The 15758-nt window shown below is 37.5% G+C and carries 13 protein-coding genes and 1 pseudogene; 10 read left to right on the top strand and 4 right to left on the bottom strand.

Annotation, left to right across the window (positions count from 1 at the left end; all coding sequences use genetic code 11):
* Nucleotides 1-2: 2 nt before the first annotated feature.
* The 4 genes from PFY09_RS10125 to PFY09_RS10140 are packed head-to-tail and all read left to right on the top strand — an operon-like array spanning nt 3 to nt 7136.
* The gene (locus tag PFY09_RS10125) at nt 3-2771 is read left to right on the top strand and encodes a hypothetical protein (RefSeq protein WP_271162324.1); all 2769 of its coding nucleotides are present in this window, start codon (nt 3-5) and stop codon (nt 2769-2771) included.
* Between the two features lie 5 nt (nt 2772-2776).
* Nucleotides 2777-3163 (top strand): four helix bundle protein, encoded by a 387-nt coding sequence (locus PFY09_RS10130; protein WP_271162325.1) that lies wholly within the window; start codon nt 2777-2779, stop codon nt 3161-3163.
* A gap of 5 nt (nt 3164-3168) precedes the next feature.
* A complete protein-coding gene (locus PFY09_RS10135; RefSeq protein WP_271162326.1) occupies nt 3169-6699 on the top strand; it encodes a DUF6443 domain-containing protein in 3531 nt (1176 codons plus the stop codon).
* 5 nt (nt 6700-6704) lie between these two features.
* The gene (locus PFY09_RS10140) at nt 6705-7136 is read left to right on the top strand and encodes a DUF6896 domain-containing protein (protein ID WP_271162327.1); all 432 of its coding nucleotides are present in this window, start codon (nt 6705-6707) and stop codon (nt 7134-7136) included.
* A gap of 218 nt (nt 7137-7354) precedes the next feature.
* Here the strand turns inward: PFY09_RS10140 and PFY09_RS10145 are convergent.
* Together PFY09_RS10145 and lpxB are read right to left on the bottom strand one after the other, a co-directional pair.
* Nucleotides 7355-8941: pseudogene (locus PFY09_RS10145) on the bottom strand (ComEC/Rec2 family competence protein).
* A gap of 331 nt (nt 8942-9272) precedes the next feature.
* Nucleotides 9273-10376: a lipid-A-disaccharide synthase gene (gene lpxB / locus PFY09_RS10150; RefSeq protein WP_271159622.1), complete on the bottom strand. Its 1104-nt coding sequence runs from the start codon at nt 10374-10376 to the stop codon at nt 9273-9275.
* A gap of 78 nt (nt 10377-10454) precedes the next feature.
* Here lpxB and PFY09_RS10155 point away from each other — a divergent pair, with 78 nt between their 5' ends.
* Both PFY09_RS10155 and PFY09_RS10160 read left to right on the top strand, forming a co-directional pair.
* On the top strand, nt 10455-10964 hold the full coding sequence (locus tag PFY09_RS10155; RefSeq protein ID WP_108411315.1) for a DUF2480 family protein: 510 nt from the start codon (nt 10455-10457) through the stop codon (nt 10962-10964).
* Between the two features lie 123 nt (nt 10965-11087).
* Nucleotides 11088-11741 (top strand): DUF937 domain-containing protein, encoded by a 654-nt coding sequence (locus PFY09_RS10160; protein ID WP_271159623.1) that lies wholly within the window; start codon nt 11088-11090, stop codon nt 11739-11741.
* A gap of 56 nt (nt 11742-11797) precedes the next feature.
* Here the strand turns inward: PFY09_RS10160 and PFY09_RS10165 are convergent, their stop codons facing one another.
* Complete coding sequence (locus tag PFY09_RS10165) at nt 11798-11917, bottom strand: 30S ribosomal protein THX (protein WP_076390669.1); 120 nt, start codon at nt 11915-11917, stop codon at nt 11798-11800.
* A 348-nt stretch (nt 11918-12265) separates the two neighbouring features.
* Entirely contained in the window at nt 12266-13660 is a 1395-nt protein-coding gene (locus PFY09_RS10170; protein ID WP_271159624.1) for an MATE family efflux transporter, read from the bottom strand.
* Between the two features lie 200 nt (nt 13661-13860).
* Here PFY09_RS10170 and PFY09_RS10175 point away from each other — a divergent pair, with 200 nt between their 5' ends.
* Genes PFY09_RS10175 through PFY09_RS10190 form a run of 4 tightly spaced genes read left to right on the top strand, consistent with a single transcriptional unit; the run spans nt 13861 to nt 15695 of the window.
* Nucleotides 13861-14457: a DUF2975 domain-containing protein gene (locus PFY09_RS10175; protein ID WP_271159625.1), complete on the top strand. Its 597-nt coding sequence runs from the start codon at nt 13861-13863 to the stop codon at nt 14455-14457.
* 14 nt (nt 14458-14471) lie between these two features.
* A complete protein-coding gene (locus tag PFY09_RS10180; RefSeq protein ID WP_271159626.1) occupies nt 14472-15047 on the top strand; it encodes a DUF2975 domain-containing protein in 576 nt (191 codons plus the stop codon).
* 3 nt (nt 15048-15050) lie between these two features.
* Nucleotides 15051-15254, top strand: a complete 204-nt coding sequence (locus tag PFY09_RS10185; protein WP_185208862.1) for a helix-turn-helix domain-containing protein — start codon at nt 15051-15053, stop codon at nt 15252-15254.
* 12 nt (nt 15255-15266) lie between these two features.
* Nucleotides 15267-15695 carry an ankyrin repeat domain-containing protein gene (locus tag PFY09_RS10190; RefSeq protein ID WP_185208860.1) on the top strand — a complete coding sequence of 143 codons (429 nt, stop codon included), beginning with the start codon at nt 15267-15269 and terminating at the stop codon, nt 15693-15695.
* Nucleotides 15696-15758 lie beyond the last annotated feature (63 nt).

The raw sequence follows: 15758 nt of genomic DNA on the forward strand, positions 1-15758 counted from the left end.
AAATGAAGAAAATAAAACTAACTGTTTTTTCCCTGTCTCTGCTTTATGGAGTGGCAGCGGCACAAAACACTGCAGTGGCAGAGCCTACCACCGGATCATTATCCAATTACATCAATACGGCAGTATCTCCTGCAACGGGAGTTCCCAATATCGGTTTCCCTATTTATCAGCTGGAAAGCATCCATAAAGATCTTCCGGTAAATATTGCTTTATCCTATCACGTTTACAATGCCAAAGCCCACATCCCTGCCAGTGAGGTAGGACAAGGCTGGTCGATGTTCGCTTCAGGGATGATAACGCGGCAGATTGTCTCCGAGCTGGACGAAATTACCGACGCTTCTTTCATAAATGAAGAACAGGCAGATATCTTCTTTTACAATATCCCGGGGCATTCCGGCAAATTTAAAATACTGAAAGATGCGGCTACCGGAAATTTTATGGTCAGCAATCTTACAGGTGAAAAAATCCGGATAGATTATGAAAGAAATACCTCAAGCAGCAAATTCATCATCAATAATTTTACCATTACCGATGATCTGGGATATCAGTATCTATTTCAGGATTATAATGTAGGGGTTATTAAAGATATCAGCTATAAGAATTACAAAACCTCATTCTTTCTTACAAAAGTAAAAGATCCTAACGGCACAGAGTTCATTAATTACAGCTACGATAAGAAGATCAAGTACATGGGTACGTCTTCCATCATGAAGTACCAGTACTGTAAGATCAATACCATTTCTACGGCAAAAGGCAAACTGAAGTTCAGTTATCTTTATGACCAGATGAATGACGGAGAGATCGTGACTACCGATCCCTATACCCTTACTGCAGTAAGCCTCACCGATCCTGCAGACAGGCTGATCTCCAAATACCAGTTTACCTACGGAACCTCGTATGTTCTGGAAGACAACCTGCAGGGTTCCCCTTCGTGGAAAATCAGCGGAAGAAAGGCGCTGACCGGAATACAGAAGCTGGATAAAAACCTCGCACCAACGGAAGAAACACTTTTTGAATATGATGCAGACGGCTCTGACAGACAATACGGATACTACAGCGATACACGCTACGGGAACTTTCTGTGCGAAGGAACGCAGCCTGTAAATCCAAAAAAATACACCGTAGGACTCCTGAAAAAGATCACCTTTCCTACGAAAGGATCTGTAGTGTATAATTTTGAAGCAAATATGGTATATGTTGATAAAACAGCTCCGGATTATGCACAAAGTACAGATGACCTGGAAATCAATTACTACGATACCACGAACGTTATTCCTTTTGATACCAATACCTCAAGCCATTATTCCTTTACGGTAACAGGAGGCTATCAATACCTGATCCCGGGAGTGATGGAGGTGTACAACCTTACCAATCCCCATGGAGATATTATCCCTTTCACTTATACGGTGAGAAATGCCGCAAACCAGACCTTAACAAAAGACAGCTCCTGCAGTACCGTTCCTATCTTTACCCTGTTCCCCGGAACCTATACGGTAAGCATGACCGGAGGAGGCAATGGTTTTCTCAGCCTCTACAAAAAGAAAACAATGCCCGCACCCTACAGGAACGAACATCCTGTAAATGCAGGGGCAAGGGTAGAAAAGATCCAGTCTTTTGACGAAAACGGGGTGCTGGTGAAAACAAAAATATTTGATTACCAGTTGTTTTCAGATGCTTCGAGTTCAGGTGGGACTTTTTTCCAGAATGAGCTTGGAGATCTCAACGGCTTTCTGCTGTATAAGAATGTAAAGGAAACGGAAATAGCAGGAACCGAAAACAACGGCTACATCAAATATTACTTCAAAACACCCAATGATTATATATTGCCTACCAATACTGGATATGCCCCATATTACAATTTAACATCTCAAGGTATTCTTGAAAAAAAGGAAGTATATAATAAACTGAATCAGAAAACCGAATCTTCACTGTACGAATATACATTTCAGGAGATTCCGGGAGCGCCTGAAAGCTTTATTGAATTAGGAAGTACAAAACCCGCATGGCTGCAGTACAGCAAACAGACGGAGATTGTCTATCCGGATAATAACTCCTCTTACGCTACCATTAAAGAAAGTACCTTCCATCCGGGCAATTTTCAGGAAATGCTTGTTAAAACGACAGCTCAGGACGGCACCGTGAGTGAAGCTTCTACAAAGTATGCCGCAGATTTGGGGAATACCCGTCTGGTAAATAAAAATATGCTTTCCGTCCCTTTGCAGACCGAAGTGAAAGCAGACGGCACCGTGATGACCAGAATTACCACGAAATATGACAGCAGCAGCCATTTTTATCCTAGCTCTATCGAAACAACAGACCTGAATCAGACGGCGGAAACTTCCGTGACCTTCGATCTCTACGACAGCAACGGAAACCTCGTGCAGACCACCGACAAAGCAGGAAATTCCGTAACCACAATATGGGGATACCAGAACAGTCTTCCCATTGCACAGATTGCCGGAGCGAAATACAGTGATATTTCTTCCCTTTCTGTGATCTCTGCCGCCATATCGGCATCCAATGCCGATGCGGCAGACCCTGCCAATGAAGGAGCTTTGCTTACTGCGCTCAATGTCCTGCGCACAGATTCCCAGCTTCAGCAGTATTCCATCACGGTGTACACCTATGATCCGCTGGTTGGGGTTACCAACTCTGTATCGCCTAACGGCATCAGAAACACCTTCCAGTATGATGATTCCGGAAGATTGCTGCGGGTGAAAAACAGCGAAGGACAGGTGATTAAAGAAAATCAGTACAACTATAAACATTAATGAGCATGAAAAATGAGGAATTAAAAATGAAAAGTTCGGGAAAGAATTTTCTAAAGGATAAAAGTTTTATTTTCAGTATTGATATCATAAACCTTTATAAAAAGCTGGTGCAGAATAAAGAATTTGTGCTGTCTAAACAGATGCTTCGCAGCGGAACTGCAACGGGAGCGCTGATACGGGAAGCTGAATTTGCCCAAAGCAAACCTGACTTTATCAGCAAACTCTCCATCTCACTGAAAGAAGCAAACGAAACCCGATACTGGCTGGAACTTTTGCATCATACAGACTATATTGGTAAGGACGATTTCGATAAATATGTGACGCAAAATGATGCGCTTATCGGTATGCTGGTTGCCAGTATCAAAACTTCAAAATCTACACTCAACAAATGATCATCATGAAAGAAAAAATAATCAATAAGATTGAAAAAGGAAAAAATAAAAGTGAAAAACAAGGGAAGAAAAAATACCTTTCACTTTTCACACTTCTTTTTTCATTCACCCTATATGCACAAACCACGGGGCTTTCCACAGACCAGAACTTCATCTATACCAAAAACTGTCTGAATGAAGACTGCAGCCGGAAAACCGAAGCCGTACAGTATTCCGACGGGCTGGGAAGGGCGAAGCAGGTCATCAGCATCAAGGCATCCCCTAACGGTAAAGACATCGTGATTCCTTCGGAATACGACAGCTTTGGAAGACAGCTAAGATCTTACCTTCCTGTTCCGCAGACGGGAACCCAGAACGGGGCAATCTATACAGATCCGAAAGCAAATGCTGCTCAGGCTTATGGCTCAGATCCGTATTTCTACAGCGAGTCGGTACAGGAGAACGCTCCCGGCGGTAAGCTCCTTTCCCAGAGAAAACCGGGATCGGATTATCTGGGGCATTCCGTACAGTATGGCTATGGGGTAAATGCCGCAGACGAAGTAAAAAAATATACCGTAACGACCTCATGGCTGAACGGAGCAACCAGCAATGCGGTTTCTCCTGCCGGAACCTATGGCGCAGGAGAGCTGATGAAAACTTCCGTTACGGATGAAGACGGACACCAGACCACCGAATATAAGAACGGAAAAGGACAGACCGTACTGGTAAAAAAACAGAATACGGAAACCTACTACCTCTACAACAAATACGGGCAGCTGGCTTATGTAATTCCTCCGCTGGCTGTCTCTCAGCCGTTAACGGGAACAGTGCTGGATGAGCTTTGCTACCAGTACCGCTACGACAGCAGAAGCAGGCAGGTAGAAAAGAAACTCCCGGGAAAAGGATGGGAATACATCGTGTATGATACGCAGGATCGTGTGCTCATGACCCAGGATGCCAATATGGGAGCTTCCCGACAGTGGCTTTTTACCAAGTACGACAGGTTCGGAAGAACGGTATACACCGGAATATTCACCAGTGCACAGAACTATGGCAGCGAAGGAAGACAGGCAGAGCAGAATACTGCCAATGCTGCCGCCGTCTCTCAAAACGAGAGCAGAAACCCCGGAGGATTCAGCGCCAACGGCGTAACGGCTTATTACACCAACAGCGCATACCCCACCGCGTTTACCAAGATCCTGAGTATTAACTATTTTGATACCTATCCTGCGGAAACACCTGCAAGACCTTCCCAGGTATTTGGCAAAAACACTATTGGCGATAACCTTGCCATGGCGGTGAATACCAAAAACCTTCCTACGGCTTCTTATGTGAAGAATATAGAAGACGATAACTGGACGAAAAGCTACATCTGGTACGATGAAAAAGCAAGGGCGGTAGGAACCTATGCCGTTAACCATCTCGGGGGATATACCAAAACAGAATCTCTTCCGGATTTTGCAGGAGTGGTACAGCAGACCAGGCTTACCCATGCGAGACTGGCTTCGGATCCCCCGAAAGTGATTACCCAGACCTTTGAATACGACAGCCAGAACAGGCTGAAAAAACAGTGGCATCAGGTAGACAGCAATCCTCAGGAGCTTTTGTCTGAAAATATATACAATGATCTCTCGAGGCTGATCCAGAAAAAGGTTGGCAACAGTCTGCAGAGCATAGACTACACCTACAATATGAGAGGAGCCACCACCAGGGTAAACGATCCTGCCAACCCGGGAAACGACCTTTTTGCCTATGCTCTGTCCTTTTTTGATCCCTCAGACAATATCACAGGGAAATACAGCGGCAACATAAAGGAAGTAAGCTGGAAATCTGCGCAGGACAATATCCTGAGAAAATACGCATACCGCTATGACGATCTCAACAGGATGACACAGGGGATTTACTCTGAGCCCGATGCTTCTCTTCCGCAGAACAATTTCTTTAATGAAACCGCAGCGTATGATCTTGGCGGGAACATTACTTCCCTGCAGAGAAATGCTAAAGGACAGTTTTCTGCTACAGCAGAACTTATTGATAACCTTACCTATACCTATACAGGAAACAGGCTGAGTAGCGTTACCGATAACTCCACCAATTACAGAGGGTATCCTGATACTTCCGGAAATAGAATCTCTTATGATGTCAACGGAAATATGATCTCCCACAGAGACAAAGGAATTCTGCAGATTGATTATAACATCCTGGATCTTCCGAAGTATATCAAATTTAACGAGGCTGTGCCAAGCAGAGGCGGAGCAAGATATGTAAATACAACCTACCTATACAGTGCTTCAGGCAGTAAAGTAAGAAAGATATACCAGTATAAAGACGGTACCAATGCTTATCTTGCATCTAAAACTACAGATTATCTGGATGGTTTCCAATATGAATCTGATGCTACTCTGGCAAATCCTGCCGCTCCTTTTATTTTGAAATTTGTACCAACTTCGGAAGGATATTATAATTTCGAAAATAATAAGTATATTTACAGCTATACAGACCATTTGGGGAACATTAGAGTAAGTTACTTTAAAAACACAAATGGCAGCGCAGAAGTTCTTGAAGAAAACAATTTCTATCCTTTTGGGATGAAGCATGAAGGGTATAACCAGACGACAGGAAATCCTTCTTACAACTACCAATACAGCGGAAAAGAGCTGCAGAAGGAAACAGGCTGGAGCGATTTTGGAGCAAGAATGTACATGAGCGACATCGCAAGATGGGGCGTTATTGATCCTTTAGCTGAAACAACAACCAGAGTAAATCCGTATAATTATGCACTGAATAATCCTGTGATGTTTATTGATCCGGATGGGCGAAAAGCTTTTGCTCCCGAACCGGTTGAAGATAACATACCAAGAGGAGGACTTGTTGATTTTTATTCAAGGGGAGGAAATGGATCTTATAATGAGTTCTTAGGAAAAGATATGCTTCTTTTCTACAAAGGAGCCAATGGTGCTTATGGTGGTGGAGGAAGTAGCACTCCGAAAACTTTTGGAGAAACCCAGTTGTACAAAGACATCATGACGTATCTTTCTGAACCAGAACCTGAATATTTTAAAAATATTGATTTTTCTAGATTTGGTTTGGATGACGGTGGAGGTAGTGAATGTCCTAAATGTCCTAAAAAAGCTAAATATGGTGATTCGTATTATGATGGTAAAAAGGTCTATTTATATTTAGGAGGTTGGAATGAAATGAAGGTTATAGGTGGTGCTGGACCTTTAGAATATATCAGTGGTGCTGGAGAGTTAAAATATTTGCTGGCTAGTAAAGATGCTTTGCAAACCTTTAAATCAACAGAAATATTAGCTCAAAGTTCAGAAAAAGTACAAAAAATAGCTAAATTAATGCGTGAAGGAGATTTAGGAATATATAGTGAAAAAATAGTTGTTTACTTTAAAGATGGAGAAAGATATATTCTAGATGGGCATCATAGAATACAAGCTGCAATACAAGAAAGTAAGACTTTAGAAGTTATTGAAGTTTCTGGAAAAAAGGCTTTAGAAATGTTCAAAGATAAAGTACAACAAATTAATGCTGGATTATTTAAATAAAAAGTATGGATACAAGAAAAAAATTAACAGAGTATATAGATTTCATACAAAAATTTGAGGAAACAGTAAGAAAAGAGGATAGTATTCCAGATAATGTAAATATATGGAGTTATATGATAAGTAATTCTAAGGTAAGGGGAACTGTTGCTTCATATAAATATATTTTGCATGGTTCTGGATTTATAGTTGAGAAAGATACTTTTATTTGTGAATATGATAAAGCTCCTTTAAATGAATTTGATATCAAATTTTCCTTTTGGAAATTTAAAAGCTTTATTGAAAGTAATTATAAAGGAATAATTATAGATGATGATATGTTAAAAAAAGATCTTTCATATATGATTAACAAAAATGTTTTAGCATGGCTAATTATAGATGGAATTAACTGGAATATTTATCAAACGAATTTTACGAACCCCGCTCTCGCGGATTTGTAATCCGTGAGCAACAATAAAGAACCCACCGCAAAACGGTGGGTTTTGTGTTATAATGCAGCAATATAAAACATGAGTCACCGTTAGGACTTAGATCAGCGGGGAAGAATGCAATAACCTCACCTGACTTTGCAGGTTTATTAATAGACATATGAAAAAATATTTAAGCAAATGGGTCATGAACAGATTGATCATAAATTGAAAAACAAAAAAAGTAATGATTAATTAAAGTTATAAATTTTGCCATTATAAACTACTTTTGTTACTTCTTTCGGGAAGGTTTTAATCTGATAATTGCTAATGCGTCTTGAAGAACAGTAAGGATTGATAACAAACTGAATAATTTTGCTTTGATCTGAATTTTCTTCAATCCAAAAACAAGCGTTGCTTCCCTTTTTTACAGACATCATTCTCGCTTTGGAAAAATCATGAAACAGAACTTCCTCACGCTCGTTTTCGTAAGAATTAAACCCAATTCTTAAAATATAAAAAGCAAAAACTGCTGTCATTACGATTGTAAAATTTTTCAATTTCGGTTTCAGAATAAAAAATCTCAGAAAATAAACGATTAGAAATAAAGCAAAAACTTCAACAACATTCATCGCTATATTTTCATGGAACAATAGATCGAAATCTGCAAACCAATGAATAACTTTTAATAATAGTTGAATGATGAAATTATACGCAACATTCATCAAATTAAAATCAAGATTTAAAGCAATGAAAATGGTCATTAAAAATGAAAAAATAATGATTGCTTCAGAAAAGGGAACAATAAAAAAGTTCGCAGCAATTGAAATAAATGAAAACTGATGGAAATAGTACAGAACCAGAGGAAGCGTTGCCAATTGGGCAGAAACAGAAATCGAAATTGTATTAAAGATCAGTTTTTTAAACCTATTATCCTGTATCGGAAAATAATTTAAAACCTATTGATTCAGCCAGTAAATTCCGAGAACCGCACAAAAGCTCAACTGAAAACCGACATCAAAAAGCTGTTGAGTATCAAATATTAAAATCACAAAAGCAGACAGGGAAAGCGAATGCAGCAGATCGGGTTTTCTCTGAAGCAAAACATATACAAAGTAGATACTCAACATAAGACCTGAACGTACAACAGAGCTTCCGAATCCTATAAAAAAGGTAAAAAGCCAGATAAAAATTAAACTGAAAATAACCGCATATTTTCTAAAACTTAAAGGTAAAATTTTAATCAGCAAAAAATAGAACAATCCGAAGATGACGACAATATGTGTTCCCGAAATCGCAAGAAAATGTACCAATCCGGAACGGTTAAAATCCTGAACCGTCTGCGCATCCATTTCCGTTCGGTCGGCAAGAATAATTCCTTTTAAAAATTCTTTTGACTTTGAAGACATTCCGGTTTCATCAATTCTTTGCAAAACTTCCAGTCTTTTCTGGGAAAACTTCTCTGTGAAGCTTAGATCTTTCCTTTCTGCTTCCTTAATTTCATTATTGATATAACACTGGTATTCAATATTTTTCCTTAAAAGATATTTCGAATAATCAAACTGAAAATCATATTGTGGCGGCTTCGGCTTTAAAATGTAAGCCTGAGCTTGATAATAGTGCACGAAATCAAGTTCCTTTTCGCTTTTCGGAATATAAACAACAGCATTGAAAGTTTGCTTTCCGGCTTGTATCACACCTTCACACTTCATATACTTCTCACTGAAATTCAGTTTTTTAGCTATTTTAAAAACAATGGTTTCATTTTTATAAATCGAAACATTTCCGGATGCAAAAGAATTGAAAAAATGCAGGATAATTCCGACCCCGAAAAACATAAAGCCGAGTAAATAAGGTTTCGCTTTATGGAGGTAGTAATTTTTAAGAAAAGTAATGGCTAAAATGAAAGCACAAATGATGATAATGATGTAAACAAAATTTTCATCCAAAGAAAAAAAATCCTGAACAAAAATCCCCAAAATAAATGAGATGGCAAGAATTAAAATCGGCTGTTTATTCAATTTCAAAATTTGTGCATCTCAAAAATATTTAATTGAATAACAATCGGCAAATCAAAATTTTAAAATCTTAAATTTTGACTTAAATTCATGATATAAAAGAAAAATCGCAGAAAAATTTTCTACGATTTTTTATAGTTTATTTGATTTTTTAAACCTTTAAAATGACATCCGCCGCATTTTCACTGGCTCCTTTTCCGCCTAATTTTTCTCTCAACAAATCGTAATCTCTTAAAAGCGGTGTTCTTTTCTCGGTTTCTAAAATCTTTTTCAGTTCTTCCACCAGATTATTTGTGTTAAGATCATTCTGAATCAGTTCTTTAACGACTTCACGATCCATAATTAAATTCACCAGAGAAATATATTTGATGTTTTTAACGAGCCTTTTCGCAATTGCATAAGAAATTTTGCTTCCACGGTAGCAAACCACTTCCGGAACATTCAGTAAAGCAGTCTCTAACGTGGCAGTTCCCGATGTTACCAAAGCTGCTTTCGAACATCTCAGCAAATCATACGTTTTATTGGAAACAAAATGTACATTTTCGTCTACATAATTCTGATAAAATTCTTTCGGCAAACTCGGCGCTCCTGCGATAACGAACTGATATTCTTTAAAGTAAGGCCTTACGGAAAGCATCATTTCCAGCATTTTTTCTACTTCCTGTTTTCTGGAACCCGGCAAAAGCGCAATAATTTCTTTTCCGTTTAAATTATTTTCCTTTTTAAATACTTCAACATCAATATTTTGCAGCGTTGAAATCGCATCCAACAACGGATGACCTACAAAATGCGAATGTACCCCATGTTTTGTGTAGAAATCTTCCTCAAACGGAAGAATCACCATCATTTCATCCACATATTTTTTAATGATCTCTACTCTACCCTCTTTCCATGCCCAAAGCTGCGGCGAAATATAGTAAACGACTTTAATGCCTAATTCTTTGGCAAATTTTGCAATCCTTAAATTGAATCCGGGATAATCTACCAAAATTAAAACATCCGGTCTGTTGTTTTTAATATCTTCTTTGCAGAATTTAATATTATTCAGAATGGTCCGCAGATTCATGGCTACTTCCAGAAATCCCATGAAAGCAAGATCGCGGTAATGTTTCACCAAAGTTCCGCCCTGTTGCTCCATTAAATCGCCACCCCAGAATCTGAATTCGGCAGTGGAATCTTTCTGCTTCAAAGCTTTCATTAAATTGCTTCCGTGCAAATCTCCGGAAGCCTCTCCTGCAATAATGTAATATTTCATTTCTATAATCAGAATAGAGAACAAATAAGACGTTGTACGATCTTAATTTGTAAATTTGTTCAAAGATAATGATAAAAAATGTCAGAAGAATTTGAAATACGGAATAAAGTTGCGGAAAGCGGTTTAATCAATTTTGATCTTACGGATCTTGTTCCGAAGGGAGCCAGAAAGGGAATTGATCTTAAAGATTTTCTTTTCATGGAAATGGTCTTAAAGGAAAAAGATTTCCGCGAAAAAGTGGCAGCCATTGATGTTGAAGAGTATCGTGATGCGTATGTGTACGTCTACAATTCTGCGGATGCGATTGTTCCGCTTTGGGCATATTTCCTGATTACAGCAAGACTTACCGAAGTAACCAAAAAAATAGTTTTCGGAAACCGTGAAGATCTGGAAGTTATTTTAATGCACAACGCCATTCAAAGCCATGATTTTGATGAAATGCGCGGAAAAAGAGTCTTGGTAAAAGGCTGCTCAGACAAAGAGATTCCTGAAAACGCGTACATCGAACTGGTTGAACAGCTTCAGCCGATCGTGAAATCGCTGATGTTTGGTGAAGCATGTTCCAATGTTCCGATCTTAAAAAATTAATTATTGATAATCAATAACTTATAGGTAATTTCAAAAATAAATCTCAATTTTTGATTAAAAAAAATCTTTGGGGAATATTTTTTGATAACTTTGGTTGACTTAACAATAAAATAAACACAAACTATGAGTTTAATCGACCTACTTACAGGGAACATAAGCAACCAGGTTGCTGAACAGGCTGAAAACAAATTTGGGATCAGCAAAACGCAGGTAATTGCTTTACTGGCAGTTGCGGCACCGCTTATCATTTCTTACCTTAGAAACAAATCTCAGGACGCGAATGAAGCTGAAGCTTTAAATAACGCTTTGGATAAAGATCACGACGGAAGTATTCTGGACGACGTTTCTCAGGCAGATGCGAGACAGGCTGAAGGAGGTTCTATATTAAGCCATATTTTTGGTGGAGATAAATCGAATGTAGAAAATCAGCTTTCACAAAATACAGGAATTTCCATTGATAAAGTGGGACCTATTTTAGCCATGCTGGCTCCGGTAATTATGGGCTACATCGGAAAAGAAAAGCAACAGAACAATGTAGGAGCAGGAGGTTTAGGCGATCTTTTGGGAGGAATTCTTGGGAATGCATCCAATCAGGCTCAGCAACAGCAGTCTAACCCTTTAAATGATATTTTAGGAAGCGTTTTGGGCGGCGGAAATTCTCAGTCCGGAAATCCTTTGAATGACATTCTGGGAAGCGTTCTTGGAGGAGGCAATCAGCAGAAGCAGCAAGGCGGAGGCGGATTGGGAGATATCCTTGGCGGATTTTTTGGAAAATAATTTAATTTTGTTACATAAAAAAGACCGGAGAAAAAATAATCTCCGGTCTTTTTATTTTAATTTTTAGTTTTTTCTTCTGAAGCAGCAACTGTTTTCGAAGCTTTTCTCGGTCTTCTTTTTCCATAGCTCCCATTGTTGATCTTACCTCTTCTAGATTTTTTGTCTCCTTTTCCCATAGAAATAAATTTTAGTTGATTGACTACGAAATTAAAAAATACCCTGTAAAAATCAAAGATTGAAGCTGTTAAAATTTTTATAATTCTGTAGCCGGAGTTGGAAGACAGGGTTGGAATTTTTTTAAGTAGATTTAATGATTATCCGTTATTAATCATTCTGCTTTTTAACGCTAAGATCGCTAAGATTTTTTATATACGAACTGTTTTTAAGTTCGCAAAGGTGCTTCAACAAGCTCAGCATAAACTATTCATTCAGCAAAGAGCTCAAAAGTATATTTCAATTATGACAAATTACGGAAAATCATTTAGATTCATGCCTCATTTTTAAACTTCCATCATCCATACTTTTTACACTTTTACCGTTTTCCATTTTCCTTTTTTAAACAAAATAAAAGCAACAATAGTAATTAAAGTTTCGGTTACGGGAATCGATATAAAGACCCCTTTCGGTCCCATTCCGAAATATTTGGACAAAAAATACGCTAAAGGAATCTGGAACAGCCAGAATCCACATAAATTTACCCAAGTCGGAGTCCATGTATCTCCTGCGCCATTAAAAGCATTAATCATCACCATTCCTATTCCGTAGAAAATAAATCCTACCGCCATAATATGCAAAGCATTGGTAGCAATAGTTTTAATTTCAGGTTCGTTGGTGAAAAATCCGACTAAAAAATCTCCCATAAAAAAGAAAATAACACTTACGGTTACCATAAAGATCACATTATACTTTATAGTTTTCATAACGGACTGTTCTGCTCTCAACATTTCGTTGGCTCCCATATTTTGTCCGACTAACGTTGATGCGGCGTTGCTTAATCCCCAAGCCGGAAGCAAAAAGAACATCATTAAACGCAGAGCCGTCTGATATCCTGCAGAAGCATTTTCACCGCCCGTTGTTGCGACCAGTTGAGCCAGAAAAATCCAACTGCAGGAAGCAATTACAAACTGAAAAATTCCGGGAGTTGCAATTTTGATAACCGATTTAATGATTTCAAAGTCGGGTTTAAAATATTTTGACTGAATTCTGATCTGCGTATCTGCAATCAAAAGATGATATAATTGATAGATCACTCCAATACTTCTTCCGATGGTGGTTGCCAAAGCTGCTCCCGTTAATCCCATTGCGGGAACCGGACCGAAACCTTTGATTAAAACCGGACATAAAATTATATTCGCAATATTGGCGATCCAAAGAGATTTCATCGCTATCGCGGCATTTCCTGCTCCTCGAAAAATTCCGTTGATTAAGAATAAAAGCATAATGATGACACTGCTTCCCATCATAATTCTCGTGAATTCTTTTCCGTACGCTGCTGCTTCGGGCTTTGAACCCATCAGAATTAAAATTTCCTCAGCGTAAATTACTCCCAACAGACTCAATAGAAAAGTGATGACAAAGGAAACCAATACAACCTGCGCTGCGCTTCTGGAAGCCTGTTCCGGATTCTTTTCCCCTACTCTTCTTGCCACCACTGCTGTTGCAGCCATACTCATCCCGATTGCGATGGAATACATCACAGAAAGTACAGATTCTGTTAATCCCACTGTCTGTATTGCAAATCCGCTTTCTTTAAGATGTCCTACGAAGTAGAGATCCACCAATGCAAATACAGATTCCATTGCCATTTCCAGCATCATAGGAATGGCGAGAAGAAGAACCGCACTTTGTATCTTTGCTTTGGTATAGTCGACTTCTTCACCGCTTAGCGCTTTTTTAAGAAAATTGAAATATTTTGACATGGATTCGGTTTTATATTCCGCAAAAATATAGATTCAAAAATGATTATAACTTGGCTTATGGAAAGTTTATGAAAAAGATTCTGAACAGATCAGTCGAAGCGCATTTATCAACTCAGAAAAATAAAAAATAAAAATTTCAATAATTTTTTATCGTAAAACAATAAATAATTATATATTTGCAATAATAAAATAACAAACTCATGAAAATTATCGGGAAGAATTCTGTTTCACAATACATCAGTTATCTGCTTTTATTTCTGGCAGTTTTTTTTGCTCTTCAGCTTATTTACATTACCATTGGTTTTGCTGTTTCTTTTTATAATTTCAAGACAGCAAATAATATTCTTTCAGACTTTTTTATCATTGGAACAGATGTAGGCTGGTCTAAGAATGAATGGACACAACCGATGGAATATATGATGAAATTTAAGTTCTTTATTCCTTTCACCGAGCAGAATCTTCTTACTGGACTTTTTAATCCGGGAAGTGTGCTGAGTCATATTTTCAACGAAATTTTTATAACCCTTCTTTTTTTCATCAGTTATAAATTTTTACGAGAAATCAGCAAAGAAAATGTGTTCAATGCTAATGCTTTACTTTGGCTGAAAAGATTCGGCTGGCTTAATATTATTTATACAGCCATTACACTGGCTATCGTTCCTTTTACGGTAAAAAGTTTCTTTGCGGTAACATATTCTGTCGTAATATTCTTATTTTTCGGAGCCTTAATATTATTCATCGTCGAATTCTTCAAAAAAGGACTGGAACTCCAGGAACAAGTAGATTTAACAATTTAAAACTTCAACAAAATATGAAAATAATAGGCACAAATTCTCTTTTATACTGGCTTAGAATACCATTTGCCATATACGTTATTGGCTTTATCATGAGTTCTCTATGGATGACAGGTTTAATTGGATTCTATATTTTTTCAGGAAGTGAAAATCGTTTCATATGGAAAAGCAATTGGGAGGTTCCAAATAATAATGAAACTATTGCTTCAGAAATTATTCAGTTTAAGTATCCATTCTCCAAAATGTGTCTGGCTACAGAAAACTCAACCGAAGGAATTCTTTTGGCTTTAACAGGCATAATTTCTTTCAGCTATATTCTTTTTTATGCACTTCGCATAACTCTCAAGCTTTCTAAGGATAATTTTTTCACAGCTGATATTGTAAAAGATTTGAAATTTGCAGGATTTGGATTAATTATATTCGGTTTTGCAATCTTATTGATAGATGTTACGAATGGTTTTAGTAAATACTATAATTCTTATGATTTAACTCCACCTTTCTTCTATCTTCTTTTTGGTCTGATTTTAATTTTTATTAAAGAAATTTTTCAAAAGGCTAAAAACATTCAGGAAGAAAACGAACTTACCATCTAAATTATGCCAATTATTATTAACGTAGACGTAATGCTCGCCAAACGCAAAATGCAGTCTCAGGAACTTGCCGAAAAAATTGGCATCACACAGGCTAATCTTTCTATTTTAAAAACAGGGAAGGCTAAAGCTATAAAACTTTCAACTTTGGAAGCCATCTGTAAAGTTCTGGATTGCCAACCGGGAGACTTAATTGAATATAAACCTTGAAAACATGCTATCATGAAGAAATTATTTTCCGCTTCATTTATTTTATTGTTACTTGCTACAATATCTGCACAGGAGATTACTTCGGAAATCAAAATGATGTTTAAAAATGATGACATTACAAATTTTAAAAAAATTATTAGTCCTGAGATGATTAATAAATGTTATTCTATTGAAAATTCTTCATATTCATTATTGGCTCTTTCCATTAAAATGGACAGACCTAAAATTTTCAATAAATTAATAGAGGAAAAAGCTAATCTTCATTTAATTTGTGATGATAAATCACCGTTGATGTATGCCGCTAAATATGGAAATGCAGATTTTACACAAAAACTTTTAGAAAAAGGTGTTGACAAAAATCAAAAATCGGCAAAAGGAAATACGGCTCTTTACTATGCCAATAAGTACAGCCATTCGGAAATAATAAAAATGTTACAGTAATCTGAACATCATATTTATAAAAAAAATATCGATACCCATTCTTTATAAATCTTATCAAGATAA

The sequence above is a fragment of the Chryseobacterium gambrini genome, assembly GCF_027920505.1.
Classification (GTDB): Bacteria; Bacteroidota; Bacteroidia; order Flavobacteriales; family Weeksellaceae; genus Chryseobacterium; species Chryseobacterium gambrini.

Coding starts and splice junctions, on each gene's coding strand:
- PFY09_RS10125 (WP_271162324.1), top strand. CDS start 3: ATGAAGAAAATAAAACTAACTGTTTTTTCCCTGTCTCTGCTTTATGGA.
- PFY09_RS10130 (WP_271162325.1), top strand. CDS start 2,777: ATGAAAAATGAGGAATTAAAAATGAAAAGTTCGGGAAAGAATTTTCTA.
- PFY09_RS10135 (WP_271162326.1), top strand. CDS start 3,169: ATGAAAGAAAAAATAATCAATAAGATTGAAAAAGGAAAAAATAAAAGT.
- PFY09_RS10140 (WP_271162327.1), top strand. CDS start 6,705: ATGGATACAAGAAAAAAATTAACAGAGTATATAGATTTCATACAAAAA.
- lpxB (WP_271159622.1), bottom strand. CDS start 10,376: ATGAAATATTACATTATTGCAGGAGAGGCTTCCGGAGATTTGCACGGA.
- PFY09_RS10155 (WP_108411315.1), top strand. CDS start 10,455: ATGTCAGAAGAATTTGAAATACGGAATAAAGTTGCGGAAAGCGGTTTA.
- PFY09_RS10160 (WP_271159623.1), top strand. CDS start 11,088: ATGAGTTTAATCGACCTACTTACAGGGAACATAAGCAACCAGGTTGCT.
- PFY09_RS10165 (WP_076390669.1), bottom strand. CDS start 11,917: ATGGGAAAAGGAGACAAAAAATCTAGAAGAGGTAAGATCAACAATGGG.
- PFY09_RS10170 (WP_271159624.1), bottom strand. CDS start 13,660: ATGTCAAAATATTTCAATTTTCTTAAAAAAGCGCTAAGCGGTGAAGAA.
- PFY09_RS10175 (WP_271159625.1), top strand. CDS start 13,861: ATGAAAATTATCGGGAAGAATTCTGTTTCACAATACATCAGTTATCTG.
- PFY09_RS10180 (WP_271159626.1), top strand. CDS start 14,472: ATGAAAATAATAGGCACAAATTCTCTTTTATACTGGCTTAGAATACCA.
- PFY09_RS10185 (WP_185208862.1), top strand. CDS start 15,051: ATGCCAATTATTATTAACGTAGACGTAATGCTCGCCAAACGCAAAATG.
- PFY09_RS10190 (WP_185208860.1), top strand. CDS start 15,267: ATGAAGAAATTATTTTCCGCTTCATTTATTTTATTGTTACTTGCTACA.